The following is a 26852-nucleotide window of genomic DNA, read 5'->3' on the forward strand; positions in this document are numbered from 1 at the left end:
CTGTCCGCGTGCGTCCGTCGCGGACGCACGCCCCAAAGGATTGTTTATGAGCACACCGGCGAGCAACCAACTGTTCGATGCCTACTTCACCACCCGCGATATGCGCGCGGTGTTCTGCGACCAGGGGCGGGTCCAGGCCATGCTCGACTTCGAGGCCGCGCTGGCCCGGGCCGAGGCCCGGGTCGGGGTGATCCCGGCCGCTGCGGTGGCGCCGATCGAGGCGGCCTGCCGGGCCGGGCTCTATGATTTTTCCGCCTTGGGCCAGGCTATCGCCACGGCGGGCAACTCGGCGATTCCACTGGTCAAGGCCCTGGGCAAACAGATCGCCAAGAGCGATGCCAGCGCCGAGCGTTATGTGCACCTGGGCGCCACCAGCCAGGATGTGATGGACAGTGGGCTGGTCCTGCAAGTGCGGCAGGCGCTGAGCCTGATCGACAACGACCTGGCGCGCCTGGGCGGCATCCTGGCCGCGCAGGCCCAGCGCTATGCCACCACCCCCATGGCCGGCCGCACCTGGCTGCAACATGCCACGCCGGTCACCCTCGGCATGAAGATCGCCGGCTGGCTGGGGGCGCTGACCCGCAGCCGCGAGCGTCTGGCGCAGCTCAAGCCACGCCTGCTGGTGCTGCAGTTTGGTGGGGCCTCCGGCACCCTCGCGGCCCTGGGCGAGCAGGCCCTGCCGATTGCCCAGGCCCTGGCCGAGGAGTTGCAACTGAGCCTGCCGGAACAGCCCTGGCATACCCAGCGCGACCGGCTGGTGGAGTTCGCCTCGGTACTCGGCCTGATCGCCGGCAGCCTCGGCAAGCTCGGCCGTGACATCAGCCTGCTGATGCAGACCGAGGCGGCGGAAGTCTTCGAGCCGTCGGCGCCGGGCAAGGGCGGCTCCTCGACCATGCCGCACAAGCGCAACCCGGTGGGCGCGGCGGTGTTGATCGGCGCGGCGACCCGGGTTCCCGGGCTGCTGGCGACGATGTTCAGCGCCATGCCCCAGGAGCACGAACGCAGCCTGGGCCTGTGGCACGCCGAATGGGAAACCCTGCCGGAGATCTGCTGCCTGGTGTCCGGCGCCTTGCAACAGGCGCTGCTGGTGGCCGACGGGCTGGAAGTCGACGCCGCGCGTATGGCCAGGAACCTCGACCTGACCCAGGGGCTGGTGCTGGCGGAGGCCGTGAGCATCGCCCTGGCCCAGCGCCTGGGCCGCGAGACCGCACACCATCTGCTGGAGCAATGCTGCAAGCGCGCGGTGGCCGAACAGCGGCATCTGCGCGCGGTGCTGGGGGATGAGCCGCAAGTGACCGCCGAGCTGTCGGCGGCGGAACTGGACCGCCTGCTGGACCCGGCGCATTACCTCGGCCAGGCGCACGCCTGGGTCGAGCGCGCCGTGGCCGAACATTTAGCCTTGAACGCCTGAAGGAGACTGCCGTGGGATTCGTACAACTCGCCGATGGCGAACTGCATTACCAACTGGACGGCCCGGCCGATGCGCCGGTGCTGGTCCTGTCCAACTCCCTGGGTACCGACCTGCACATGTGGGACATGCAGATTCCGGCCTTTACCAAGCACTTCCGGGTGCTGCGTTTCGACACCCGTGGCCACGGCAAATCCCTGGTCACCGAGGGCCCCTACAGCATCGAGCAGTTGGGGCACGATGTGCTGGCGCTACTGGACGCGCTGCATATCCAGCGCGCGCATTTCTGCGGCCTGTCCATGGGCGGGTTGATCGGCCAGTGGCTGGGTATCAATGCCGGCGAGCGCCTGAACAAACTGGTGGTATGCAACACCGCGGCGAAGATCGGTGACCCGTCGGTATGGAATCCACGCATCGAAACCGTGCTGCGCGATGGCCAGGCGGCCATGGTCGCATTGCGCGATGCCTCGATCGCCCGCTGGTTCACCCCGGACTTCGCCGCGGCGCACCCGGACCAGGCCAAGCTGATCACCGACATGCTGGCGGCCACCTCGCCCGAGGGTTATGCCGCCAACTGCGCGGCGGTGCGCGATGCGGATTTCCGTGATCAATTGTCGGCGATCGAGGCGCCGACCCTGGTGGTGTCCGGCACTGAAGACGCGGTCACGCCGCCCTCGGGCGGGCACTTTATCCAGGAGCGCGTGCGCGGCGCCGAATACGCCGAGTTCCATGCGGCGCACCTGTCCAACGTCCAGGCTGGCGCTGCGTTCAGCGAGCGGGTCGTGGCATTTTTGCTGGCCGACCAGCGTATTTAAGGAGCCCCCCGTGGACGAGAAACAACGTTACGCCGAAGGCATGCAAGTGCGTCGCGCGGTGTTGGGCGATGCCCATGTCGATCGCAGCCTGAGCACCCTGACCGAGTTCAACTCGGAGTTCCAGGAAATGATCACCCGGCATGCCTGGGGCGATATCTGGACGCGTCCGGGCCTGCCGCGCCATACCCGCAGCCTGATCACCATCGCCATGCTGATCGGCATGAACCGCAACGAAGAGCTCAAGCTGCACCTGCGTGCCGCCGCCAACAACGGCGTGAGCCGCGCCGAGATCAAGGAAGTGATCATGCAGAGCGCGATCTACTGCGGCATTCCGGCGGCCAACGCGACCTTCCACCTCGCCGAGTCGGTGTGGGACGAGCTGGGTGTCGAATCCCGCGGCTGATAACCCACGCCTATAAAGGAGCGCGGCGCCGAGCAACTCGGCGCCGCTGCGTTTTCCCTGTCGGAGCGAGCTTGCTCGCGATGAACCTGAGAGCACCACGTTCAGCCAGTCAGTACGCGCCATCGTTGACGATCATCGCGAGCAAGCTTCGCTCCTACAAAAACAAGGCCAGCCCCGGGGAATGGGGCTGGCCTTGTTTTTTGTGTGGGCGAGCGAGTGTGCTTACAGCAGGCTGATCGGGTAGCTGATGATCAGGCGGTTCTCGTCGAACTCGTTGGTGCTGAAGTCGCGGCGCATGGTCGAGTTGCGCCATTTGACGTTGAGGTTCTTGAGCGTGCCGCTTTGCACGGTGTAGGCCAGTTCGCTCTCGCGTCCCCATTCCTTGCCGTCGGTGATGGTGCCGGTGTGCACGTTGTCGCCCTTGATGTAGCGGTTCATCAGGGTCAGGCCGGGGATGCCGACCGCGACGAAGTTGTAGTCATGGCGCAACTGCCAGGATCTTTCCTGGGCGTTGTCGTAGCTGGCGTTGTAGCTGTCGTTGGCCAGGGTGCCGCCGCTGGTGCCGTTGACGCGCATCCAGGCGTTGTCGCCGGTGAGCTTCTGCAGGCCGACGTAGAAGGTGTGGCCGCCGTACTTGGCCGAGAACAGGCCCGACCAGGTCTTGTTGTCCAGGTCGCCGGCGCGGGCGCTGCCATCCTCCTTGCCGTAGAAGAAGCCGATATTGGCGCCCAGGGTCCAGTCGCCCAGCGGCTGGCTGTGGATCAGGTTGAGGTATTGCTGGCTGTAGATGTCCTTGAGCTGGGCGTTCCACACCCCGACCTGGGTGCGCTTGTCGTTGAAGCTGTATTCGCCGCCCTGGAAGTTGAAGCGGTCGGAGGTGAAGGCCGCTTTGCCGGTCATCGACATATCGCTCATGCTGCTGTCGTCACGCGGGCTGTTGGCGCGGAACTGGCCGCCGTAGAGGGTCAGGCCGTCAATTTCCTTCGAGGTGATCTGGCCGCCGCGGAAGGTCTGGGGCAGGGAGCGACCGTCGTCCGAGCGCAGGATCGGCAGCACCGGCATCCATTCGCCGACCTTGACCTCGGTCTGCGACAGGCGGGCCTTGAATGCCACGCCTGTGCGGCCGAAGTGGTCGGCCGGGCGCCCGTCGTGATCCAGCGGCAATAACTGGGTACCGCCGGTACCCTTGCCGCCATCGAGCTTCACCGAATACAGCCCCAGCACGTCCATGCCGAAGCCGACGGTGCCCTGAGTGAAGCCGGACTTGGCGTCGAGGATGAAGCTCTGCGTCCATTCTTCAGCCTTGCCTTGGGCCTTGCCCGGGTTGGTGAAGTTGCGGTTGATGTAGAAGTTGCGCAGGTTCAGGTTGACCTTGGCGTCTTCGAGAAAGCCGGACTCCGCGGCCATGACCGGCAGGGCTGTGCTGGCGATGCTGACAGCCAGCAGGCTGGGCAGCAGTGAATAGGGAGTGCGAGTGGATGGCTTCATGGATCGGGCTCTCTAATTGTTAGGGGTGAGGCTGGGCGCTGCCGCAACGTCAGGTTGCAGACAAGGTTGAAACCGGGAGGGTGGATGGAACGGAATCAGCCGGAGCGGGCAGGGCGCGGGGTCATGATGACGAACCTGTTGTTATTGGTTTTTGTAGGTGCGGGGAATGGTGCGTTGGATCAACGACCCTGTTCAATTGGCCTTGGCGGGTTTTGGGCGATTAACGAACACAAGTGACGGCGGTCTGCGGCCCATAAAAAAACCCACCGCAAGGTGGGTTTTTTTCAAGCGTCATGCACTCAGAACAGCTTCAGTGGCGGTGCCTCTTTGCTCACTTCCGCTTTCTGCGAACCTTGCTCGTTCCAACCGCCGCCCAGGGCCTTGTACAGGTTGACCTCGCTGGTCAGCTGCGCAAGCCGGTCGGTGATCAACGCTTGCTGCGCGCTGAACAGCGAGCGCTGAGCGTCGAGGAAGGTCAGGTTGCTGTCGACACCGATGCGGTAGCGACGCTCGGCCAGGCGGTAGTAATCCTGGTTGGCATTGACGAAGTCACGCTGGGCCTGCAACTGCTGGTTGTAGGTCTGGCGTGCGGCCAGGCCATCGGAGACTTCCTGGAAGGCGGTCTGGATGGACTTCTCGTACTGCGCGACGTTGATGTCTTTCTGGATTTTCGAGTAATCCAGGCTGGCGCGCAGGCTGCCGGCGTTGAAGATCGGGATATTGATCTGCGGCGCGAACGACCAGGTGCCCGAGCCGCCCTTGAACAGGCCGCCCATATCCGGGCTCAAGGTCCCGGCATTGGCGGTCAGGCTGATGCTCGGGAAGAACGCCGCGCGTGCCGCGCCAATACTGGCGTTGGCGGCTTTCAGGTTGTGCTCGGCGGCGAGGATGTCCGGACGGCGTTGCAGCAGTTCCGACGGCAGGCCGGCAGGCAACTCGCTTAGCAGGTCGGCCGACAACGGCTGCGGGCTCGGCAGGTTGGCCGGGATCGAGGTACCCAGCAGCAGGGTCAGGCTGTTTTCGTCCTGGGCCACCTGGCGGGTATAACGCGCCAGTTGCACCCGGGCGTTTTCCACCGAGGTCCGCGCCTGGCTCAGGTCCAGGGCCGAGGCCACGCCGACTTCGTTGCTGCGCGAGGTCAGGCGGTAGCTCTCCTCGTAGGCCGCAAGGGTGTCCTGGGTCAGCTTGAGCAGTTCCTTGTCGGCCTGCCAGGTCAGGTAGGCGTTGGCCACGCTGGCCACCAGGCTGATCTGCGTGCTGCGCCGGGCTTCTTCGCTGGAGAAGTAGGTCTGCAAGGCCTGCTCGCTCAAGCTGCGAACGCGACCGAACAGGTCCAGCTCATAAGCGCTGACACCCAGGGTTGCCGAGTACTGGCTGGAGATGGCCGCTTCACCGGTCTGCGACAGCCGTGCCGGGGTGCGTTGACGGCTGCCGCTGCCGTTGGCCGAGATCGCCGGGAACAGGTCCGCGCGCTGGATCTGGTACTGCGCGGCGTAAGCGTCGATGTTCAGCGCCGCGACCCGCAGGTCACGGTTGTTCACCAGCGCGGTCTGGATCAGCTGCTGCAGGGCAGGGTCATGGAAGAACTGCCGCCAGCCCTGTTCGGCGGCTGCCTGGTTGGCAGCCTCCGCAGGCGAATAGGCCGACCCTTGCGGGTATTGCGCCGCGACCGGCGCTTGCGGCTGCTGATAATCCGGTATCAGCGAGCAACCACTCAGCACGGCGGCGGTGATTGCGAGGGAGAGTAGCGACTTGCTCATTGGCCAGCCTCTTCAGGAGTTTCAGTAGTTTGCGCTTCGATTGCCTTGCGGCGGCTCATCGACGACACGGTGACGAAGAACAAAGGTACCCAGAATATCGCCAGGACAGTCGCGGTGAGCATACCGCCAATCACCCCTGTACCGATCGCATGCTGGCTACCCGAGCCGGCGCCGGTGGAGATGGCCAGCGGTACCACACCGAGCACGAAGGCCAGGGAGGTCATGACGATCGGACGCAGACGCATGCGGCAGGCTTCGATCGCCGCGTCCACCAGGCTGCGGCCCTCTTCGTGCAGTTCCTTGGCGAACTCGACGATCAGAATGGCGTTTTTCGCCGCCAGGCCGATGGTCACCAACAGCCCCACCTGGAAGTACACGTCGTTGGACAGGCCGCGCAGGCTGGTTGCCATCAGCGCACCGATGATCCCCAGCGGCACCACCAGCATGACCGCGATCGGAATCGACCAGCTTTCATACAGCGCCGCCAGACACAGGAACACCATCAGCAGCGACAAGGCGTACAGCGCAGGTGCCTGCGAGCCCGACAGACGTTCCTCGTAGGACAGACCGGTCCAGGAGATACCGACACCGGCCGGCAGCTTCTTGGCGATGGCTTCGACTTCGGCCATGGCTTCACCGGTACTGTAGCCCGGTGCCGGGGCACCCAGGACTTCCACCGCTTCCACGCCGTTGTAACGGGCCAGTTTCGGCGAACCGTAGATCCACGTGCCCTTGGCGAAGGAGGCGAACGGCACCATGGTCCCGGCGCTGTTGCGCACGTACCACTTCTTCAGGTCCTCGGGGCTCATGCGAGCGTTAGGCTGACCCTGGATGTACACCTTCTTCACCCGACCGCGGTCGATGAAGTCGTTGACGTAGCTACTGCCCAGGGCAATCGACAAGGTGTTGTTGATGTCGGAGATGGTCACGCCCAGGGCGCTGGCCTTCTCATCATCGATTTCCAGTTGGTACTGCGGCTCGTCGTTCAGGCCGTTCGGACGCACCTGGGACAGGATCTTGCTTTGCGCCGCCATGCCGAGGAACTGGTTGCGCGCTTCCATCAGTTTCTCGTGGCCGATACCGGCGCGGTCCTGCAGGAACACGTCGAAACCGGTGGCGTTACCCAACTCCAGTACCGCCGGCGGGGCGAAGGCGAACACCATCGCGTCACGGAAGCTGAAGAAGTGCTGCTGGGCACGGGCGGCCAGGTTGAACACGCTGTTTTCCACGGAGCGTTCGTCCCACGGCTTGAGCATGATGAACGCCATGCCCGAGCTCTGGCCACGACCGGCGAAGTTGAAGCCGTTCACGGTGAAGACCGAGGCCACGGTGTCCTTTTCCTTGTCCAGCAGGTAGGCGCGCATTTCATCGACTACCACCTGGGTTCGCTCGGAACTGGAGCCGGCCGGGGTCTGTACCTGGGCGAACAGTACGCCCTGGTCTTCTTCCGGAAGGAACGCAGTCGGGATGCGGGCGAACAGCCAGATCATGCCGACCACGATCAGCGCGTAGGCCAGCAGATAAGGCGCCTTGTGCCGCAGGATGTTGCCCACGCCACGCTCGTAGCTTTTGACGCTGCGGTCGAAGGTACGGTTGAACCAGCCGAAGAAGCCGCGTTTCGGCGCGGCGTGTTCGCCGTGGGGAATGGCCTTGAGCATGGTGGCGCACAGGGCCGGGGTGAAGATCAGGGCAACCAGTACCGACAGGGCCATGGCCGAGACCACGGTGATCGAGAACTGCTTGTAGATCACACCGGTGGAACCGCTGAAGAACGCCATTGGCAGCAGTACCGCCGACAGCACCAGGGCAATGCCGACCAGGGCGCCCTGGATCTGGCCCATGGACTTCTTGGTCGCTTCCTTGGGGGACAGGCCTTCCTCGGCCATTACCCGCTCGACGTTTTCCACCACGACGATGGCGTCGTCCACCAGCAAGCCGATGGCCAGCACCATGCCGAACATGGTCAGGGTGTTGATGCTGAAGCCGGCGGCCGCAAGGATACCGAAGGTACCCAGCAACACCACCGGAACGGTCATGGTGGTGATGACAGTGGCGCGGAAGTTCTGCAGGAACAGGAACATCACCAGGAACACCAGCACGATCGCTTCGACCAGGGTTTCAACCACACCCTTGATCGACTCGGTCACCACCGGGGTGGTGTCGTACGGGAATACCACTTTCATCCCTTCCGGGAAGAACGGCTCCAGGTCGCTGATGGTCTTGCGCAGGGCCTTGGCGGTGTCCAGGGCGTTGGCGCCGTTGGCCAGTTTCACGGCCAGGCCGGAAGCCGGGGCACCGTTGAACTGGGCACTGACGGAGTAGTTTTCACCCCCAGGGCCACATCCGCGACATCGCCCAGACGCACTTGCGAGCCGTCCGCGTTGACCTTCAGTAGGATCGCCTTGAACTGCTCGGCAGTCTGCAGGCGGGTCTTGCCGATGATGGTGGCGTTCAGTTGCTGGCCTGGCAGGGCTGGCAAACCACCGATCTGGCCGGACGACACCTGGACGTTCTGCGCCGCCACGGCGGTTTTCACGTCGACCGGAGTCAGGTTGAAGTTGTTCAGCTTGGCCGGGTCGAGCCAGATACGCATGGCGTACTGGGCGCCGAACACCTGGAAGTCACCCACGCCCGCGGTCCGCGAGATCGGGTCCTGCATGTTGGACACGATGTAGTTCGACAGGTCGTCCTTGGACATGCTGCCGTCCTCGGAAACCACACCGATCACCAACAGGAAGTTCTTCACCGCCTTGGTCACGCGGATACCCTGTTGCTGCACTTCTTGCGGCAGCAGCGGGGTGGCCAGGTTCAGCTTGTTCTGTACCTGGACCTGCGCGGTGTCCGAGTTGGTGCCCTGCTCGAAGGTCGCGGTAATGGTCATGCTGCCGTCGGAGTTACTTTCCGATGACACATAACGCAGGTTGTCGATACCGTTGAGCTGCTGCTCGATGACCTGGACCACGGTGTCCTGCACGGTCTGTGCGGAAGCGCCTGGGTAGGTCACGGAGATGGCGATCGCTGGAGGCGCGATGCTCGGGTATTGGTTGATCGGCAATTTGAGGATCGATAGAGCCCCGACCAGCATGATCACCAGGGCGATTACCCAGGCGAAAATCGGACGGTCGATAAAAAATTTCGACATGGTTTACTCCCCTTTGCCGCCTGCAGCTTTGTCAGTTGCCTGTGCAGTGGCCGGGTTTTTGGCTGGAACGTTGGTCGCTTCGCTGGCTTTGACTTCGACGCCAGGTCGGACGAATTGCAGCCCTTCGGTGATCAGGCGATCACCGGCCTTCAGGCCGTCCTCGATCAGCCACTGGTTGCCGATGGTGCGGCTGGCCTTGAGCTGACGCAGTTCAACCTTGTTGTCCGGACCAACCACCAGGGCGGTCGGTGTGCCCTTGAGGTCGCGGGTCACGCCTTGTTGCGGGGCGAGGATCGCCGCGGCATTCACGCCGGCCTGCAGTTGCGCATGCACGAACATGCCGGGCAGCAGGGTGTGTTCCGGGTTCGGGAACACCGCGCGCAGGGTCACGGAACCGGTGGTTTCGTCGACCGACACTTCGGAGAACTCCAGCTTGCCGTCGAGCTTGTACTGGCTGCCGTCTTCCAGGGTCAGCTTGACCTTGGCGGCGTTGTCGCCAGCCTTCTGCAGGCGACCGCTTTCCAGCTCGCGGCGCAGTTCGAGCAGTTCCACCGACGACTGGGTGACGTCGACGTAGATCGGGTCGAGTTGCTGGATGGTTGCCATGGCGGTGGACTGACCGTTGCTGACCAATGCGCCTTCAGTGACCGAAGAACGGCCGATACGCCCGGAGATCGGCGACAGCACCTTGGTGTAGCGCAGGTCGATCTGGGCGCTCTGCAGCGCGGCTTCCGATTGCAGGCGGTTGGCGACGGCGGTGTCGTATTCCTGGCGGCTTACGGCTTGCTCGTCGACCAGCTGCTTGTAGCGATCGGAGATCGACTTGGTCGATTGCAGGTTGGCCTGGGCGCTCTTGAGGGTCGACTCATAGACCGACGGATCGATCTGATAGAGCTGCTGACCTTCCTTGACGTCGCCGCCTTCCTTGAACAGACGCTTGAGAATGATGCCGTTGACCTGAGGACGGACTTCGGCGATCCGGAACGCAGTGGTGCGCCCTGGAAGCTCGGACGTCAGGGTAAAGGCTTGAGGTTGCAGGGTGACTACGCCGACCTGAGGGGCTTGTGGGGCGGGAGCCGCCTCTTCCTTTTTACATCCGCTGAGCAGCGATGCCAGGGCGACGGCAGTGACCAGAGCGGTAACAGCTGGCTTGAGTTGCATGAAGATCCTCGGGTCAGGCGCGCAAAATGCGCACTCGAAAAGTGGAAGGGTAAAAAACGAGTGCTGAGTGGATAAGTAGCTTGCTAATGAATATACTTACGTTCATGGTTGTTTGTAAATACCTTGGCGGCGTACCCATTCGGTTACAAAAGCCGTTGCAAGTGTCGAATTGTAGGCTGGGCAAACGGCACCCGAGATGCCGTTCCATATTTATTCAGATGAGCTTCATGCATCGCTGAAACATCCTGATCGAGGTTTACTGCCATGGTCCGTCGTACCAAAGAGGAAGCTCAAGAAACCCGCAAACAGATACTCGAGGCGGCTGAAAAAGCCTTCTACGAGCGCGGTGTGGCGCGTACCACCCTGGCCGATATCGCGGCTTTGGCCGGTGTCACGCGTGGAGCTATTTACTGGCATTTCAGCAACAAGGCGGATCTGGTGCAGGCCATGCTCGATACCTTGCGCGAGCCGTTGAATGAAATGGCCAGGGCCAGTGAAGACGAAGAGGAAGTCGACCCGCTGGGGTGCATGCGCAAGCTGCTGATTCATTTGTTTCATCAAATTGCCCTGGACCCGAAAACCCGACGCATTAATGAGATTTTGTTTCACAAGTGCGAAATCACCGATGAAATGTGCGACATGCGGCGCCAGCGTCGCGCGGCCAGCCTGGATTGCAACGTGCATATCGAGCTGGGGTTGCGCAATGCCGTGAAGCGGGGACAACTGCCCGCGAATCTCGATACTGCCCGGGCGGCCATCAGCATCCACGCCTATATTGATGGCATTCTTTATCAGTGGCTGTTGGCGCCGGACAGTTTCGAACTCCATAAGGAAGCGGAGCGCTGGATCGATACCGGATTGGACATGCTGCGCCTGAGTCCCAGCCTGCGTAATTAAGACAAAATGCGGAATTACGTCGGCAGATGTCAACGTTTGCGCGTTATAAAACGCGATGTTTCATTCGTCACGGTTCACCGGGATGCCTTTATATACGTGCCGACCTTATCTTGATAGATAGCGAGCTACGTATTTTGTAGGGAAATTGTTGCGAGTATGTGAATGAGTGTGAGTACCGCGGCTTACAAGGGCACCGAGCAACCGGTCAAAGGTATAGCACTGATTTGCCTGGCGGTTTTGCTGTTCGCCAGTCATGACACCCTGTCCAAATACCTGTCCGGGTTCTATCCCATCGTCATGGTGGTCTGGGCCCGGTATGTGGTGCACACGCTGTTGATGCTGGTGGTGTTCGTGCCGCGCAGCGGTTTCTCCGCCGTGGTGCGTACCAAGCGTCCGGGCCTGCAACTGTTGCGCGCCTTGTGCCTGATCGGCACCAGCCTGTTTTTCACCACCGGCCTGCGTTATATCCCCCTGGCCGAGGCCACCGCGGTCAACTTCCTCGCGCCTTTGCTGGTTACCGCCTTGTCCGTGCCGCTGCTGGGCGAGCGGGTGACCCGCAGCCAGTGGCTGGCGGTGCTGGCCGGTTTCGTCGGGGTATTGATCGTGATTCGTCCGGGCGGCGCCTTGTTCACCCCGGCGATCCTGCTGCCGCTGTGCTCGGCCTTGTGTTTCGGCTTCTATCAGTTACTCACCCGTAAGCTCAGCGGTGTCGACAGCCCCACCACCAGCAACTTCCTCACCGGGATTCTCAACAGCCTGATCATGAGCGCGGCGCTGCCGTTCTTCTGGAGCACGCCGACCCTGGGGCATGCCCTGTTCATGATCGGCCTAGGGACCTGCGGCATGCTCGGCCACCTGTTGCTGACCCAGGCTTTCCGCCATGCAGCGCCGGCGATGCTGGCGCCATTCAGCTACGGGCAGATCCTGTTCGCCGGCATGTACGGCTACCTGATTTTCGATCACACCCCGGACAGCTTCGCCATAGTCGGGATCGCGGTGATCTGCCTCAGCGGCCTGGCCGTGGCCTGGGACCAGCGCAAACGCGACTGATCGCGCCCCACCTTCAGGTGAACGCGAATGAAAAAGCCCCGGCTCTTGCGAGTCCGGGGCTTTTTATTGAAGCGTCTTACAGTGTCGGGTAGTCGATATAGCCGACCGGGCCCTTGGCGTAGAACAGCTCGGGACGCGCGTCGTTCAGCGGTGCATCGGCCTTCAGGCGGGCCGGCAGGTCCGGGTTGGCGATGAAGGGCACACCGAAGGCCACGGCATCGGCCTTGCCGCTGGCCAGCCAGGCGTTGGCGCTGTCCTTGGTGAAGCGTTCGTTGGCGATGTAGGGGCCGCCGAAGGCTTCTTTCAGTTGTGGGCCGAGGCTGTCGGCGCCTTCTTTCTCGCGCGAGCAGATAAAGGCGATACCGCGTTTGCCCAGCTCGCGGGCGAGGTAGGTGAAGGTTTCCGAGAGGTTCTCATCACCCATGTCGTGCAGGTCGGCACGGGGCGACAAGTGCACGCCCACACGGCCGGCGCCCCAGACTTCGATCGCCGCGTCAGTCACTTCCAGCATCAGCCGCGCACGGTTTTCCAGGGAGCCGCCGTACTGGTCGGTGCGCTGGTTGGTGGAGCTTTGCAGGAACTGGTCGAGCAGGTAGCCGTTGGCGCCGTGGATTTCCACGCCGTCGAAGCCGGCGGCCTTGGCGTTCTCGGCACCGACACGGTAGGCGTCGACGATGTCGGCGATTTCAGCGGTTTCCAGGGCGCGCGGGGTCGGGAAGTCGGCCAGCGGGCGCACCAGGCTGACGTGGCCCTTGGGCTGGATGGCGCTGGGCGCGACCGGCGCTTCGCCGTTCAGATAGCTCGGGTGGGAGATCCGGCCCACGTGCCACAGTTGCAGGAAGATCTTGCCGCCCGCGCCGTGAACGGCCTTGGTCACGTTGCTCCAGCCGCGCACCTGGTCGTTGGACCAGATGCCTGGGGTGTCCGGGTAACCCACGCCTATCGGGGTCACCGAGGTGGCCTCGCTGAGGATCAGGCCGGCGGAGGCGCGTTGTACGTAGTACTCGGCCATCAGCGCGTTCGGTACGCGGCCTTCGTCGGCGCGGCAGCGGGTCAGCGGCGCCATGATGATGCGGTTGGCCAGCTCGAGGTCGCCGAGTTTGATCGGATCGAAAATAGTCGTCATGAAATACACCCTTCTTTAGATGAACGTATCAGTTGGTGGCAGGAGCCAGTTCGGCATTGCCGCCCTGGCGAAAGGTAATCAGCGTCACCAGCAGGGCCAGGACCGCCAGCGCGGCGGCCGCCAGCGGCACGTTGACCAGGCCGTAGCCGTGGGCGATGACGCTGCCGCCGACCCAGGCGCCCAGGGCGTTGCCGATGTTGAAGGCGCCGATGTTCAGCGTGGACACTAGGTTCGGCGCGGCCTTGCCGAAGGTCACCACGTTGACCTGCAGGGCGGGCACCGCGGCGAAGCAGGCGGTGGCCCAGAGGAACAGGGTGACTTCGGTGGGAATCAGCGCGACGCTGGTCCAGGTCAGCACGGAACTGGTCACGGCCATGGCGATCAGCACGCCGACCAGGGTTCCCGACAGGCTCTTGTCGGCCATCTTGCCGCCGATGATGTTGCCCAGGGTCAGGCCCAGGCCGATCAGCACCAGGGTCCAGGTCACGCCCTGGGGCGAGACGCCGGTCACCTCGCCCAGCAACGGGGCGACATAGGTGAACAGGGTGAACACCGAGGCGGAGAACAGCGCGGTCATGCTCAGCGACAGCCAGATCCCGGCGCCCTTGAGGGCGATCAGTTCCGAACGCATGTCGAGCTTCTCTTCGTCGCGCTTGGCGGGCAGGAAGCGGATCAGGCCGATCAGGGCAATCACGCCGATCACGGTCACCGCCCAGAAGGTCGAACGCCAGCCGGCCTGCTGGCCCAGGGCGGTGCCCAGCGGTACGCCGAGCACGTTGGCCAGGGTCAGGCCGGTGAACATCAGGGCCACGGCGGAGGCACGCTTGTTGGCGGGCACCAGGCCTGCCGCGACCACCGAACCGATACCAAAGAAGGCGCCATGGCACAGGGCGGTGACCACACGGGCGAACATCAGCACGTCGTAGTCACTGGCCAGCGCACACAACAGGTTGCCGACAATGAAAATCCCCATCAGCGCCACCAGGGCGGCCTTGCGCGGCAGCCTGGCGGTGGCCAGGGCCATGAACGGCGCGCCGATCGCCACGCCCAGGGCGTAGCCGGTCACCAGCCAGCCGGCGCCGGGGATCGACACACCCAGGTCGTTCGCCACATCGGGCAGCAGGCCCATGATGACGAACTCAGTGGTGCCGATGGCGAAGGCGCTCAAGGCCAGGATGAGGAGCGAGAGGGGCATTGTCGGGTCCTTGTCAGTCTTTGATGCGAAGTTCTGCGGTCAGCTTCTCGAGGAAGGCCTGGATCACATCTTCGTTGCGTTTGAAAAAGTGCCACTGGCCGGCTTTCTGGCTGCTGATCAGGCCGGCCCGCTGCAAGGTCGCCAGGTGCGCGGAGACGGTCGACTGCGACAGGCCGCAGCGTTGGTCGATCTGTCCGGCGCAGATGCCGTACTCGTGGTTGTGGGTCTGATCGGGGAACTGGACCTTCGGGTCCTTGAGCCAGATAAGGATGTCTCGTCGTACTGGGTGCGCCAGGGCTTTTATTATTTCGTCGAGGTCGATGGACATGGCGGTGCTCGTTTTCCGTAAAACGTTATATCGCGATGAGGCGAACTTTAAATCGCTATTTAGCGATATACCAATATGATTTTGATCTGAGATCAGCGTTAATCGGTATATCGGGTTATAACGATATGTGAGGCGCGGTGCTAAGCTGCGCGAATGAATTATCTCGCACATCTGCATCTCGGCGGCCAGCGCCCCGGTCAATTACTCGGCAGTTTGTATGGCGACTTCGTCAAAGGGCGCCTGCAGGGCCAGTTCGACCCGGAAATCGAGGCGGCGATCCAGCTGCATCGCAGCATCGATATCTTTACCGACCGTCATCCGTTGGTGGGCGAGTCGCTGTCGCGTTTTTCCCTGACCCGCCGGCGTTATGCCGGCATCGTGCTGGACGTGTTTTTCGACCACTGCCTGGCCCGGGACTGGGCGCTTTATGCCGACCGGCCGTTGGAGTTGTTCACTTCGGACGTGTACCGGGTGCTGGCGGCCGAACCCCGGTTGCCTGGGCGTCTGGCGCAGATCGCGCCGCATATGGCCGCCCATGACTGGCTGGGTTCCTACCGTGAGTTCGAGGTGCTGGAGCAGGTGTTGCGGGGGATTGCCCGGCGCCTGTCACGCCCGGAAGAGCTGGCGGCGGCGATGGGCGAGCTGGAGCGGCTGTATCAGCCGTTGAGCGAAGACTTCCGGGCGTTCTACCCGCAGTTGCAGGCGTTCGCCGCGCAACATATGCAGCCGCGGTAGGAGCCGGCAAGGCCGGCTCCTCCAGGCTCAGGCGGCGATCAGGTCGCCGGCACGCCGTGGCTCGGCTGGCTGGGCGATGTCGCCAAACAGAACCTTCTGCACCGCCTGTTGCGCCTGGAACGCCAGCGCGGCGCGCTCCTGGCCCTGACAGGCAATCGGCTTGAGCAGATGGATTTCCACCCGGCCCTGATCGTTGGCGAACAAACGCATCAGGTGCGACAGCAAGTCGTCGTCGCCGATGAACGGCGCCAGCGGATCGATATCGCCATCGCGCAGGTAACGAATGGCCACCGGCTGCAACGCCACGTCGGCGTCGATGGCGCTGGCCAGCAGGCGACCGTGGAAAGTGCGCAGGCTGCGGCCGTCGGTGGTGGTGCCTTCGGGGAACATCAGCAGCGGGTGGGTTTGCTGCAGATGGCGGGTCATCTGCTTGCGGATCAACTGACTGTCGCCCGAACCGCGGCGGATAAACAGGCTGCCCGCCTTGGCGGCCAGCCAGCCGGCGACCGGCCAGGTGCGCACTTCGGCCTTGGACAGGAACGACAGCGGTGTCAGCGCACCGAGCAACGGGATATCGGTCCAGGACACGTGATTGCTGACCCACAGCATCGGCTGCTTCGGCACCTCGCCGTGCACCGTCACGCCGAAGGGCAGGGCATTGCTCAGGCGCGCCATGAAAAAGCGCGACCAGCGCTGGCGCCGGACCATGGAATGGGCGACGCCCAGGCGCTCGAACACGCCGAACACACTGGCCATGCTCAGGCCCAGCGCCACCACCAGCAGCACCCGGGCGATGCGCCCGTAGACCCGTAGCCGGCGCATCACACGGCCGCCTTGAAGTGACGGGCGTAGCGCGGGCACAGCTCATCGCGCTTGAGCAGGATGAACACGTCGGCCACCTGGAAATCCTGGTCCCAGCACGGCTCGCCGCAGATCTTCGCGCCCAGGCGCATGTAGGCCTTGAGCAGCGGCGGCATCTCGGCGATGACGTTGGACGGGATATCGAGGTTCGGCAGCGGGTTCTTCGGTTCGGCGCGCAGGTGCTCGGTGCACAGGTAGCGCTCGCGCAGGCGCTGCATGATCGCGTGGGCCTGCACGCCGCCGTCCTGCATCGGGATGCTGGCGCAGCCCATCAGGTAGCTGTAGCCGCCCTGGTTGAGCACTTCGGCCAGCTCGCCCCAGAGCACGGCGATGGTGCCGCCGTTGCGGTAGGCCGGGTCGACGCAGGTGCGGCCGATCTCGAGGATCGGGCCCTTGAGCTGGACCAGGCCGTGCAGGCTGAATTCTTCTTCGCTGTAGAAACGCCCCAGGCTGCTGGCGGCCTGGTGGTCGAGCAGGCGGGTGGTGGCGACCAGGCGGCCGCTGTTCAAGTCACGTACGCCGATGTGGCTGCAGTGGACATCATAGTCATCCATGTCCAGACCCAGTTCCGCGCCTTTCAGTTTGGCGTTGAACTCGCCGCTGAAGACGTTGAAGCGCAGGGCCTGGGCTTCTTGCAGGGCCGCGGCGCCAACCAGGCGCTCGGCTTGCAGGCGGCGTTCATTGCCGGTGTCGCTGATGCGGGCGATCTGAGTCATTGTGAATCTCCGTGCGGGCCACTGACCCGCCTTGGGTTGCAGCCGATCGACTTTGTTGTGCAAAGTCAGGCTATGTAGCCCCGGTGTCATCGCCATGAAGCTTTGGTGATGCTTATATGACAGCCCCTGAGGACCCGCTTATGCCCTGGCAAGCCCTGCTGCACAGCCGTCGCCGACTGCCCGCCCACCCGGACCTGGCCGAAGGTTATGCCGCGTTGTTACAGGAACTGGGACCGGTGACGCCCTTCGAACTGGCGGTGCGCGGTGGGCGGTTGATGGCCACCCCGGGGTTGGCCTTCCTGGTGGGCTACCAGGCGGCCTTGCGCATGCTCTGGCCCAGCGCGCCGCTGAGCCTGGGTGCGCTGTGCGCCACCGAGCAGCGCAGCCTGCGCCCGGCCGACATGCAGACCCGCCTGCAGGACCTGCACCTGAACGGGCGCAAGGATTTTGTCACCGCCGGCGATGCCGCCGACTGGCTGCTGATCGCCGCCCGCTGCGAAGCGCCAGGCGAGTCGCAGCGCCTGAGCCTGGCGGTGGTCCATGCTGGCGAGCCCGGGGTCAAGGTCGACAAGCTGCCGGCGATCCCGCTGATGCCGGACATCAGCCACGGCCGCCTGCAACTGGATAACGCCCTGTGCGAGCTGTTGGCGGGCGACGGTTGGGATGCCTACGTCAAACCCTTCCGCACCCTGGAAGACATCTATGTACTCAGCGCCATGACCGCCTGGCTGTATGGCGTCGGCCAGGACAACGACTGGCCGCAGACCCTGCTCCTGCAATTGCTGGCCTTGCTTGCCGGTTGCGCGGAAGTCAGCCGGCAGAGCCCGTCGCTGGGCAGCGGGCATGTGTTGCTGGGAGGCCTGTTCGCCCAGTTCGACGGGCTCAAGCCGGCCCTTGAGCAGGCCTTTGCCGATGGCCCGCCGCAGTGGGCCGAATTGTGGAAGCGCGATCGGGCGGTGCTGGACCTGGCGGCGGGGGCGCGGAGCAAACGCCTGGCCAAGGCTCTGGCTCTATAAGGAGGGGCCGCTGCGCGGCCCATCGCGAGCAAGCTCCTACATAAGCAGCGTCGCTTTTCTGTAGGAGCGAGCTTGCTCGCGATAGGTTTGCAGGACCATCGGCCGGACAAAAACTGTCATCTCCCTGGTCTACCCTCAGCAGGTTGCCCAGTCCGAGTTCCCGCCATGCTCAAAGGCTCGACCCTGCTGCTTGCGTTGCTGTTGATGCTCCCACCCGCCTGGGCCGAGAACTGGCCCGGCGCGCAATGGAGCAAGGGGCCCGCAGCCAGCGGCCCGGCCCTTGAGGCATTGGAGGCTTATGCCTTCGCGCCCCGGAACGAGGCGACCCGCCTGGGCATCCGCAGCGACGCCTTGCTGGTGATCCGCGACGGCCAGTTGATCTATGAGCGTTACGCCGGCCCGACCAACGCCGACACCCCGCACCTGACCTGGTCCATCAGCAAGAGCCTGTTGGCCGCGGTGCTGGGCGTGGCCTATGGCGAAGGGCGTTTCCAGTTGCAGGACAAGGCCGCCCGCTTTCTTCCGGCGTTGCGCCAGCACCCGGATGTCCGCATGGCTGACCTGCTGCACTGGGCCTCGGGCCTGGACTGGCAGGAGGATTACGAGTACGCGCCCCTCAAGTCCTCGGTGGTGGCCATGCTCTACACCCGCGGCCACGGCGATATGGCGAGCTTTACCGCCGAGCACCCGGCCTTCAGCCCGCCGGGGCAGGTGTTTCGCTATTCCAGCGGCGACAGCAACCTGCTGTCGGCGGCCCTGAAAGGCATGCTGGGCGCCCGGCGTTATGCCGATTACCCGTGGCAGGCGCTGTTCGAGCCCCTGGGCATTACCCACGCCGTGTGGGAAAGCGACGCCACCGGCACCTTCGTTGGTTCCTCCTATGCCTACCTCACTGCCCGCGATCTGGCGCGGGTCGGTTTGTTGATGCTGCGCGATGGGCGTTGGGGCGAGCGCCAGTTGCTGCCCAGGGACTGGGTCGAATTCAATCGCACGCCGTTCGCCGGTTATCAGGCCAATCAGGACGAACTGGTGCCCGGCGGTCATTGGTGGCTCAACCGCGCCGTCGGCGGAGCCCCGTCGCCCTGGCCGGATGCGCCGGCCGATACCTTCGCGGCACTGGGCCATTGGGGGCAGGCGTTGTACGTGATTCCCAGCGCCGGGCTGGTGATCGTGCGTTATGCCGATGACCGCGACGGCAGCTATAGCCACAACACATTGCTCAAGCTGGCGCTGGCGGCCTTCGCCCGGCAGGTGCAGCCATGAGCCGGCGCCCGTGGGTCCTGCGCCATCCTTTTGGCAGCCTGCTGTTGCTGGCGCTGTTGGCCTTGCTCGGCTGGGGTTGGAGTGAGCGGGTCGCCCTGCGGGCCTTCCCGGACATCCTCAGCGCCTACAGCGCCAAGGAGTACTGCTCCTGCCGGTACGTGATGCGTAACGCCGCCGAGTACTGCGCAGGTTATGTGCAGCAGTACCTGCCACTGAAAAGCCTGCAGGACGATGCCGAGCACAAGCGGGTCAGCGCCAGCGGCCTGGGGCGCAGCCACAGCGCGGTCTGGCTGGGCGAACGCCAGGGCTGTCGACTGGAGCCCTGAACGGCGCCGCGCAACGATCGGTAATCCTTTCCCGGGGCTTCCAGCCCCATGCTTATTGGCTCCCCGCACAAGGTTCCACCCTGTGGAACCACATTTGATTGTCGCGGGCGACGGCTCGCGGTTATCTGAGGGCACGCCGCGATCACGCCTTGCCGCACCGTGAGACGCTCCGAAAAAAAGAACGGGATTACACCCGGCCCGAGGAGATACGTCATGACCCGTTTCCCGCATATCTTTGCCTGGCTCGACGACGTCGCCAGCGACCTGCGCGCCGTGCGCCAGGACATCCACGCCCATCCCGAGCTCGGTTTCGAGGAGAACCGCACCTCGGCGCTGGTCGCCCGCTCCCTGGAGGAGTGGGGTTACGAAGTGCATAGCGGTATCGGCAAGACCGGCGTGGTCGCTGTGCTGCGCAATGGCAACAGCCCGCGCAGGCTTGGCCTGCGCGCCGACATGGACGCCTTGCCGATCATCGAGAACAGCGGCGTGGCCTACAGCAGCCGCCACAGCGGTTGCATGCATGCCTGCGGGCACGACGGCCACACCGCCATGCTCCTCGGCGCGGCGCGTTACCTGGCGGCCACGCGCCAGTTCGAGGGCACCCTGACCCTGATTTTCCAGCCGGCCGAAGAAGGCCAGGGCGGCGCCGAAGCGATGCTCGCCGACGGCCTGCTGGAGCGTTTCCCCTGCGACGCGCTGTTCGGCATGCACAACATGCCGGGGCTGCCGGCCGGTCACCTGGGGTTTCGCCAAGGGCCGATGATGGCCTCCCAGGACCTGCTCACCGTGACCCTTGAAGGCGTGGGCGGGCATGGTTCGATGCCGCACCTGACGGTCGACCCGCTGGTGGCGGCGGCCAGTGTGGTGATGGCCTTGCAAACCGTGGTGGCGCGCAACATCGATGCCCAGGAGGCGGCGGTGGTGACGGTCGGTGCGCTGCAGGCCGGCGAGGCGGCCAACGTCATTGCGCAACAGGCGCTGCTGCGCCTGAGCCTGCGGGCGCTGAACGCACCAGTGCGCGAGCAGATGCTCGAACGGGTCAAGGCGATCATCCACACCCAGGCCCAGAGCTTCGGCTGCTCGGCCAGCATCGAACACCGCCCGGCCTATCCGGTGCTGGTCAACAGCCCGGAGCAGACCGAATTCGCCCGCCAGGTGGGTGTGGCGCTGCTGGGCGAGCAGGCGGTCGACGGCAATACGCGCAAGCTGATGGGCAGTGAAGACTTCGCCTGGATGCTGCAACGCTGTCCCGGCAGCTACCTGTTCATCGGCAACGGCCTGTCCCGGCCGATGGTCCACAACCCCGGCTACGACTTCAACGACGACATCCTGCTGACTGGCGCCGCCTATTGGGCCGCACTGGCCGAGAGCTGGCTCGAGCCGGCCTGAGTTTTCCCTTTCTTCTGCCGCTGAATCGGGCGCCGTGGCGCCCGGCACTTCCCATAAGGGCCCGACTCGTTACCCGAGAGGCCCGACAAGAATAGAAGGACAGCGCTCATGCACACCTCGAATTCCAGTGTTTCGCGTACCCGGCAAGTGGTCGCCGCGGTGATCGGCAACGCCCTGGAGTGGTACGACTTCATCGTCTACGGCTTTCTGGCCAGCATCATCGCCCGGCAGTTTTTTCCCTCCGACGACGAATACGCCTCGCTGCTGATGGCCCTGGCCACCTTCGGCGTGGGCTTTTTCATGCGCCCGGTGGGCGGCGTCCTGCTGGGTATGTATTCCGACCGCAAAGGCCGCAAGGCCGCCATGCAACTGATCATCCGCCTGATGACAGTCTCCATCGCCCTGATCGCCTTTGCCCCCAACTACGCGGCCATCGGCATGGGCGCGCCGCTGATGATCGTGGTCGCGCGGATGCTGCAGGGCTTCGCCACCGGCGGCGAATACGCCAGCGCCACGGCCTTCCTGGTGGAAAGCGCGCCGGCGCACCGCAAGGGCCTGTATGGCTCCTGGCAATTGGTCGGACAATGCCTGGCGGTGTTCTCCGGGGCGGCGATGGTGGCGTTGGTCACCCATCTGCTCTCGCCCGAGGACCTCGATCTGTGGGGCTGGCGCCTGCCGTTCGTCATCGGCTTGCTGATCGGCCCGGTGGGCCTGTGGATCCGCAAGTACATGGAAGAGCCGGAAGCCTTCGTCGAGGCCCGCAGGCAGGTGCGCGGCAACGGCCCGGGCCTGATGCAGGTGCTGCGCGAGCACCGGCGCAGCATCCTGGTGTCCATGGGCCTGGCCTGCGGGGCGACGGTGTCGTTCTACGTGGTGCTGGTGAACATGCCGACCTTCGCCCACAAGAACCTTGGCTTGCCGCTGGACCAGGTGTTGCTGGTGCAGATGTTCGCGGTGGCGCTGATGACGGTGGTGATTCCGTTGTCCGGCGCCCTGTCTGACCGGCTGGGGCGGCGCCCGGTATTGCTGGCCTTCACCCTGGCGTTTTTCGTCATGGTGTACCCGCTGTATGTCTGGGTCGCCGCGGCGCCCTCGATCGAGCGGCTGCTGGTGATGCAGGTGCTGCTGTGCAGCGCCATCGGCGGCTTCTTCGGCCCGGCGCCGACGGCACTGGCCGAACAGTTCCCGGTGCAGGTGCGCTCCACCGGGGTGTCGGTGGCCTACAACGTGGCGGTCATGGTCTTTGGCGGTTTCGCTCCGCTGATCGTGACCTGGCTCAGCAAGGTACTGGGCACCCCGGTGGCCCCGGCGTTTTATGTCTTGTTTGCCTGCGTGTTGACGCTGCTGGGCACTTATTGCCTGCATGAGGCACCCAAAGAGAAGAAACCGAGCACACTGAATTTCGGGGTGAAGCCTTGATGGATATCGCAATACAAGACCTTGGACCCATTGTCGAGCTGGGCGCCGTCGAGCTGTCCCGGGCGATCCACGCCCGCAGGTTTTCCTGCCGCGAAGTGATGTCGGCCTACCTGGACCGGATCGAGCGCTGCAACCCCCGGGTCAATGCCCTGGTGTCGTTGCGCGAGCGCCAGGTACTGCTGGCCGAGGCCGAGGCGCGCGACCGCCATCTGGACCGGGGCCAGTCCCTGGGCTGGATGCACGGCATGCCCCAGGCAATCAAGGACCTGGCGGCCACCGCCGGGCTGCGCACGACCCTGGGCTCGCCGCTGTTCGCCGAACAGATCCCGGCCCATGACGCCATCTGCGTGGAGCGGGTCCGGGCCAGCGGGGCGATCATCGTCGGCAAGAGCAACGTGCCGGAGTTCGGCCTGGGCTCGCAGACCTACAACAAGGTGTTCGGCACCACCGGCAATGCCTACGACCCGACGTTGAATGCCGGCGGCAGCAGTGGCGGGGCGGCGGTGGCCCTGGCGCTGCGCATGCTGCCGGTGGCCGATGGCAGCGACATGATGGGCTCGTTGCGCAACCCGGCGGCCTTCAACAATGTCTTCGGCCTGCGCCCGTCCCAGGGCCGGGTGCCCCACGGCCCGGCGCCGGAGCTGTTCGTCCAGCAACTGGCCACCGAGGGCCCGATGGGCCGCAGCGTGGCCGATATCGCGCGTCTGCTGGCCACTCAGGCCGGGTACGACTCGCGGGTGCCCTTGTCGCTCAAGGACGACCCGGCGATCTTCAACGAGCCTTTGCAGCGGGACTTTCGCGGCACGCGCCTGGGCTGGCTGGGGGACTACGACGGTTATCTGGCCATGGACGATGGCGTGCTGGCGCTGTGCGAGTCGGCGCTGGGGGATTTTCGCCAGTTGGGCTGCGAGGTCGAGGCCTGCCAGCCGGCGTTTTCCATGGCGGCGCTGTGGCAGTGCTGGCTGGTGCACCGGCATTGGCTGGTCCAGGGCAACCTGGGGCCGCTGTATACCGACCCGCAGAAGCGCCAACTGCTCAAGCCCGAGGCGCAGTGGGAAGTCGAGGGCGGGCTGCGCCTGAGCGCGGCGGATGTCTACCAGGCCTCGCAGATTCGCAGCGACTGGTACCGGGCCCTGGAGCGCCTGTTCGAACGTTACGATTTCCTGCTGTTGCCCAGCGCCCAAGTGTTCCCTTTCGATGCAGGGGTGCCTTGGCCGCGCCTTGTCGGAGGGCGGGAAATGGATACTTACCATCGCTGGATGGAAGTGGTGATCGGCCCGACCCTGGCCGGCCTGCCGAGCCTCAGCGTGCCGGTCGGCTTCAACCCGGCGGGCTTGCCCATGGGCATGCAGATCATCGGTCCGGCCCAGGCCGACCGGGCGGTGTTGCAGCTCGGTCATGCCCACGAACAACTGACGCAGTGGGTCAGGCGCCGGCCGCCGGGTCATCCGTTGTAACCCTCGAACCGGGGTGTACGGGTTTATCGGGCCCGTATCTTGCTGCGTAAAACGCTCATCCATCCGCTTATCAGGGAGGTCGGCATATGGCCAGCAAGGTAGAAACCGGCAGTGTGCGTTCGGTCGAACGGGCGTTGGCGATCGTCGAACTGCTGGGCCAGCACCAGGCCCTGGGCCTGGAGGAGCTGCATTACCTGACGGCGCTGCCCAAGGCCACGGTGTCGCGCATGCTCCTGACGTTGCAGGAGCAGGGCTGGATCTATCGCGGCCTGAGCGACCGGCGCTACCGGCTGTGCGCCAGGCGGCTGTTCGGCGACCAGCAGCAACGCTTCAAGCGGCAGTTGGTGGAGCGTGCCGCGCCCTGGTTGCAGGCCTTGAGCGAGCGCACCGGGCTGGTGGTCGACCTGTCGTGTTTCGACGGCGAGCGCCTGGAGGTCATGGAAAGTTCGATCCCGGCGGTACTGCGCAAGCGTTATCCGCATAACTGCCAGATTGTCGGCCACTATTCGAGCCTGTTCCATTCGGCGATGGGCAAGGCGTGCCTGGCCGAGCTGGATCACGAGCAGGTCCAGCGCCTGGCCGTCCGCGAGCGGGTGCCCCAGGAGGACCAGTACCGCGCCTGCGAGCAATCCCAGCATCAAGGGTTCGGCCAGCGCACCGAAGGTTATTGGGAGTACCCGGTGCGGCTGCCGTTCCTGATCCGCGCCGTGGCCTTGCCGATTCGTGACCAGGGCCGGCTGGTGGGCAGCATGGCCCTGCACTGGCCGATGGACCAGGCGCCAGTGGAGCGGGTGCTGAGTTTGCACCTGGACAGCCTCGCGGCGACTGTCCACGATGTCGAGCGCAGCCTGTAGCCGCTGCCGCAGGCGCGATCGGCCGGCACGGCCGTGACATTCTCGCGGGCGCAGGAGGTCCTGCGGACCTTTCGCAGCCTGCGCCAGCGGCTACGGAATTCACCATTCGGGGCTGGTCGCTGTTTGCAAGCGCGCGCGGGCCGGTTAAGGTTCGGCTCAGATTTCTCGACCCCATGAGTCTTCCATGTTCAACGCTTCTTTCCCCAAGGCCCTGGGCGCTTTGCTGCTGGCCTGCGCGGCCTGGCCGGCCCAGGCCAACTGGTACCTGGACAACGAGTCCTCGCGCCTGTCGTTTGTCACCACCAAAAACGCCAATGTTTCCGAAGTCCAGCGCTTCCTGGTCCTGCATGGCAAGGTCGACGCCAAGGGCATGGCGCAGCTGGAAGTCGAGCTGGACTCGATCAACAGCGGGATTCCGCTGCGCGACGAGCGCATGCGCAAGGAGCTGTTCGAAATCGAGCAGCATCCGGATGCCCTGATCAACGCACAGATCAACCTGCGCCCGATCAACGACCTGGCGCCCGGCGCGCAGATCGAGCTGCGTCTGCCGGTCAACGTCACCCTGCACGGCAAACAGCACGAATACAGCGCCGAGCTTTTGGCCACGCGCCTGGACGATCGACGCTTCCAGGTGGTGACCCTGGAGCCGCTGGTGCTCAACGCCGCCGATTTCGACCTGGTGCCGGGGCTCGAAACCCTGCGCAAGGCGGCCGGCCTGTCGGCGATCAGTCTATCTGTGCCGGTGGGTGCGGTGCTGATCTTCACGGCGCGCTGATATGGCGGGCGCGGTTTTTCCCTGGCGTGAAGGCAATCGCTTCGAGTTGCTGATCGACGGTCCGAGTTTTTTCCCGCGGATGCTGGTGGCGATCGCCCGGGCCCGTGAGCAGGTGGAACTGGAGCTGTACCTGGTGGAGGCGGGCGCCTGCGCCGAGGCCATGGTCCAGGCCCTGACCCAGGCCGCCGAGCGCGGGGTGCGGGTGCGTTGCCTGTTCGACGACTACGGCAGCCTGGCCTTCACCCTGGGTCTGCGCCAGCGCCTGACGGGCGCCGGGGTCGAACTGCGCTTCTACAATCGCCTGAGCTGGCGTCGCGGGGTGCGCAACCTGTATCGCGACCACCGCAAACTGTTGCTGGTGGATCAGGAACTGGCGGTGGTCGGTGGCACTGGGGTGACCGATGAATTCTGGAACCCGCTGCAAGACAGCTGCGACTGGCATGAAGTCATGGTGGAGATCAGCGGCCCGCTGGTGCTCGACTGGCAGATGCTGTTCGACCGGCAGTGGATCGCCAACCGCTATCGCACCGCCTGGAAGCCGGCGTCGAACTTCGGTCTGCCACGCCTGCCGCGCGTGCCGGCCCAGGGCGAGGGCATGGGCATGGGCCGGGTGGCCTATGCCGACGCCCGGCAACATCGGGATATTCTGCAATCGCTGGTGCGCGCGCTGAACAGCGGGCACCGGCGAATCTGGCTGGCGACCCCGTATTTCCTGCCGACCTGGAAGGTCCGCCGCTCACTGCGCCGCGCTGCCGGACGCGGGGTGGACGTGCGCCTGCTGCTGACCGGGCCACGCACCGATCACCCGTCGGTGCGTTATGCCGGGCATCGTTATTACCCGCGCCTGCTGCGGGCCGGGGTGAAGATCTTCGAATACCAGCCGCGTTTCCTGCACCTGAAGATGGTGCTGATCGACGATTGGGTGAGCATCGGCTCGTGCAACTTCGATCACTGGAACCTGCGTTTCAACCTCGAGGCCAACCTCGAAGCCCTCGACCTACCGCTCACCGATGCGGTGCTTGCAAGCTTCCTCGCCGACTTCGACCAGAGCCAGGAAGTCAGCCTCGAAGCCTGGAAAAACCGCCCGCTGTGGCGGCGGGTCAAGCAGCGGATCTGGGGCTGGGTGGACCGGCTGGTGGTCAACCTGCTCAATCGCCGCGACTGAACCCGGCCCGGCCCAGCTTTGGCTTCTGTAGGAGCCAAGCTTGCTGGCGATCCAGGCAACGCGGTGTATCAGCAGAATCGCTATCGCGGGCAAGCCTCGCTCC

23 protein-coding genes and 1 pseudogene are annotated in these 26852 nt (G+C 64.6%); 15 read left to right on the forward strand and 9 right to left on the reverse strand.

Annotation, left to right across the window (positions count from 1 at the left end):
- Positions 1-46: 46 nt before the first annotated feature.
- From PMI20_RS09940 to pcaC, 3 genes are read left to right on the forward strand one after another with little or no spacing between them, the layout of a single operon-like run.
- Positions 47-1411 carry a 3-carboxy-cis,cis-muconate cycloisomerase gene (locus tag PMI20_RS09940; RefSeq protein ID WP_007926586.1) on the forward strand — a complete coding sequence of 455 codons (1365 nt, stop codon included), beginning with the start codon at positions 47-49 and terminating at the stop codon, positions 1409-1411.
- Between the two features lie 11 nt (positions 1412-1422).
- Positions 1423-2223, forward strand: a complete 801-nt coding sequence (pcaD, locus tag PMI20_RS09945) for a 3-oxoadipate enol-lactonase (protein ID WP_007926584.1) — start codon at positions 1423-1425, stop codon at positions 2221-2223.
- A 10-nt stretch (positions 2224-2233) separates the two neighbouring features.
- Positions 2234-2626: a 4-carboxymuconolactone decarboxylase gene (pcaC, locus tag PMI20_RS09950; protein WP_007926582.1), complete on the forward strand. Its 393-nt coding sequence runs from the start codon at positions 2234-2236 to the stop codon at positions 2624-2626.
- A gap of 222 nt (positions 2627-2848) precedes the next feature.
- On the opposite strand, the gene PMI20_RS09955 is transcribed toward pcaC, so the two are convergent.
- The 4 genes and pseudogenes from PMI20_RS09955 to emhA all read right to left on the reverse strand — a co-directional run bounded on the left by PMI20_RS09955 (position 2849) and on the right by emhA (position 10177).
- Complete coding sequence (locus PMI20_RS09955) at positions 2849-4114, reverse strand: OprD family porin (RefSeq protein WP_007926576.1); 1266 nt, start codon at positions 4112-4114, stop codon at positions 2849-2851.
- 299 nt (positions 4115-4413) lie between these two features.
- Positions 4414-5874, reverse strand: coding sequence for an AdeC/AdeK/OprM family multidrug efflux complex outer membrane factor (gene adeC / locus PMI20_RS09960; RefSeq protein WP_007926574.1), 1461 nt, complete (start codon positions 5872-5874; stop codon positions 4414-4416).
- Positions 5871-9016: pseudogene (gene emhB / locus PMI20_RS09965) on the reverse strand (efflux RND transporter permease subunit EmhB). The gene adeC and the pseudogene emhB overlap by 4 nt, the downstream one beginning before the upstream one ends.
- A gap of 3 nt (positions 9017-9019) precedes the next feature.
- Positions 9020-10177: an efflux RND transporter periplasmic adaptor subunit EmhA gene (emhA, locus tag PMI20_RS09970; protein ID WP_007926570.1), complete on the reverse strand. Its 1158-nt coding sequence runs from the start codon at positions 10175-10177 to the stop codon at positions 9020-9022.
- Between the two features lie 264 nt (positions 10178-10441).
- Here emhA and emhR point away from each other — a divergent pair, with 264 nt between their 5' ends.
- Complete coding sequence (gene emhR, locus PMI20_RS09975) at positions 10442-11074, forward strand: efflux system transcriptional repressor EmhR (RefSeq protein WP_007926568.1); 633 nt, start codon at positions 10442-10444, stop codon at positions 11072-11074.
- Between the two features lie 162 nt (positions 11075-11236).
- Positions 11237-12124 carry a DMT family transporter gene (locus tag PMI20_RS09980; RefSeq protein ID WP_007926567.1) on the forward strand — a complete coding sequence of 296 codons (888 nt, stop codon included), beginning with the start codon at positions 11237-11239 and terminating at the stop codon, positions 12122-12124.
- Positions 12125-12200: 76 nt separating this feature from the next.
- On the opposite strand, the gene PMI20_RS09985 is transcribed toward PMI20_RS09980, so the two are convergent.
- The 3 genes from PMI20_RS09985 to PMI20_RS09995 are packed head-to-tail and all read right to left on the reverse strand — an operon-like array spanning position 12201 to position 14773.
- Complete coding sequence (locus tag PMI20_RS09985; protein ID WP_007926565.1) at positions 12201-13250, reverse strand: alkene reductase; 1050 nt, start codon at positions 13248-13250, stop codon at positions 12201-12203.
- A 28-nt stretch (positions 13251-13278) separates the two neighbouring features.
- Positions 13279-14445, reverse strand: coding sequence for an MFS transporter (locus PMI20_RS09990; RefSeq protein WP_007926564.1), 1167 nt, complete (start codon positions 14443-14445; stop codon positions 13279-13281).
- A 13-nt stretch (positions 14446-14458) separates the two neighbouring features.
- On the reverse strand, positions 14459-14773 hold the full coding sequence (locus tag PMI20_RS09995; RefSeq protein WP_007926562.1) for an ArsR/SmtB family transcription factor: 315 nt from the start codon (positions 14771-14773) through the stop codon (positions 14459-14461).
- Between the two features lie 153 nt (positions 14774-14926).
- Here PMI20_RS09995 and PMI20_RS10000 point away from each other — a divergent pair, with 153 nt between their 5' ends.
- Positions 14927-15508, forward strand: a complete 582-nt coding sequence (locus PMI20_RS10000; protein ID WP_007926560.1) for an acyl carrier protein phosphodiesterase — start codon at positions 14927-14929, stop codon at positions 15506-15508.
- A gap of 27 nt (positions 15509-15535) precedes the next feature.
- On the opposite strand, the gene PMI20_RS10005 is transcribed toward PMI20_RS10000, so the two are convergent.
- Positions 15536-16330 carry a lysophospholipid acyltransferase family protein gene (locus PMI20_RS10005; protein WP_007926558.1) on the reverse strand — a complete coding sequence of 265 codons (795 nt, stop codon included), beginning with the start codon at positions 16328-16330 and terminating at the stop codon, positions 15536-15538.
- Positions 16330-17085, reverse strand: coding sequence for an L-ornithine N(alpha)-acyltransferase (olsB, locus tag PMI20_RS10010; protein ID WP_007926556.1), 756 nt, complete (start codon positions 17083-17085; stop codon positions 16330-16332). The genes PMI20_RS10005 and olsB overlap by 1 nt, the downstream gene beginning before the upstream one ends.
- A 140-nt stretch (positions 17086-17225) precedes the next feature.
- On the opposite strand from olsB, the gene PMI20_RS10015 reads away from it, so the two are divergent.
- From PMI20_RS10015 to PMI20_RS10055, 9 genes are all read left to right on the forward strand, one after another.
- Positions 17226-18101, forward strand: a complete 876-nt coding sequence (locus PMI20_RS10015) for an acyl-CoA dehydrogenase family protein (RefSeq protein WP_007926554.1) — start codon at positions 17226-17228, stop codon at positions 18099-18101.
- 165 nt (positions 18102-18266) lie between these two features.
- Positions 18267-19364, forward strand: a complete 1098-nt coding sequence (locus PMI20_RS10020) for a serine hydrolase domain-containing protein (RefSeq protein ID WP_007926553.1) — start codon at positions 18267-18269, stop codon at positions 19362-19364.
- On the forward strand, positions 19361-19690 hold the full coding sequence (locus PMI20_RS10025; protein ID WP_007926552.1) for a hypothetical protein: 330 nt from the start codon (positions 19361-19363) through the stop codon (positions 19688-19690). Before PMI20_RS10020 ends, PMI20_RS10025 begins: the two co-directional genes overlap by 4 nt.
- A gap of 213 nt (positions 19691-19903) precedes the next feature.
- Positions 19904-21079 (forward strand): M20 aminoacylase family protein, encoded by a 1176-nt coding sequence (locus tag PMI20_RS10030; RefSeq protein ID WP_007926551.1) that lies wholly within the window; start codon positions 19904-19906, stop codon positions 21077-21079.
- A gap of 108 nt (positions 21080-21187) precedes the next feature.
- Positions 21188-22498, forward strand: coding sequence for a citrate-proton symporter (locus PMI20_RS10035; RefSeq protein WP_284172379.1), 1311 nt, complete (start codon positions 21188-21190; stop codon positions 22496-22498).
- Positions 22498-23955: an amidase gene (locus PMI20_RS10040; RefSeq protein ID WP_007927442.1), complete on the forward strand. Its 1458-nt coding sequence runs from the start codon at positions 22498-22500 to the stop codon at positions 23953-23955. The genes PMI20_RS10035 and PMI20_RS10040 overlap by 1 nt, the downstream gene beginning before the upstream one ends.
- 86 nt (positions 23956-24041) lie before the next feature.
- Entirely contained in the window at positions 24042-24809 is a 768-nt protein-coding gene (locus PMI20_RS10045) for an IclR family transcriptional regulator (RefSeq protein WP_007927441.1), read from the forward strand.
- 184 nt (positions 24810-24993) lie between these two features.
- A complete protein-coding gene (locus tag PMI20_RS10050) occupies positions 24994-25584 on the forward strand; it encodes a YceI family protein (RefSeq protein ID WP_007927440.1) in 591 nt (196 codons plus the stop codon).
- Position 25585: 1 nt separating this feature from the next.
- Positions 25586-26749, forward strand: coding sequence for a phospholipase D-like domain-containing protein (locus tag PMI20_RS10055; RefSeq protein ID WP_007927439.1), 1164 nt, complete (start codon positions 25586-25588; stop codon positions 26747-26749).
- Positions 26750-26852: the final 103 nt, after the last annotated feature.

The organism is Pseudomonas sp. GM17, from assembly GCF_000282175.2.
Lineage (GTDB): Bacteria > Pseudomonadota > Gammaproteobacteria > Pseudomonadales > Pseudomonadaceae > Aquipseudomonas > Aquipseudomonas chlororaphis.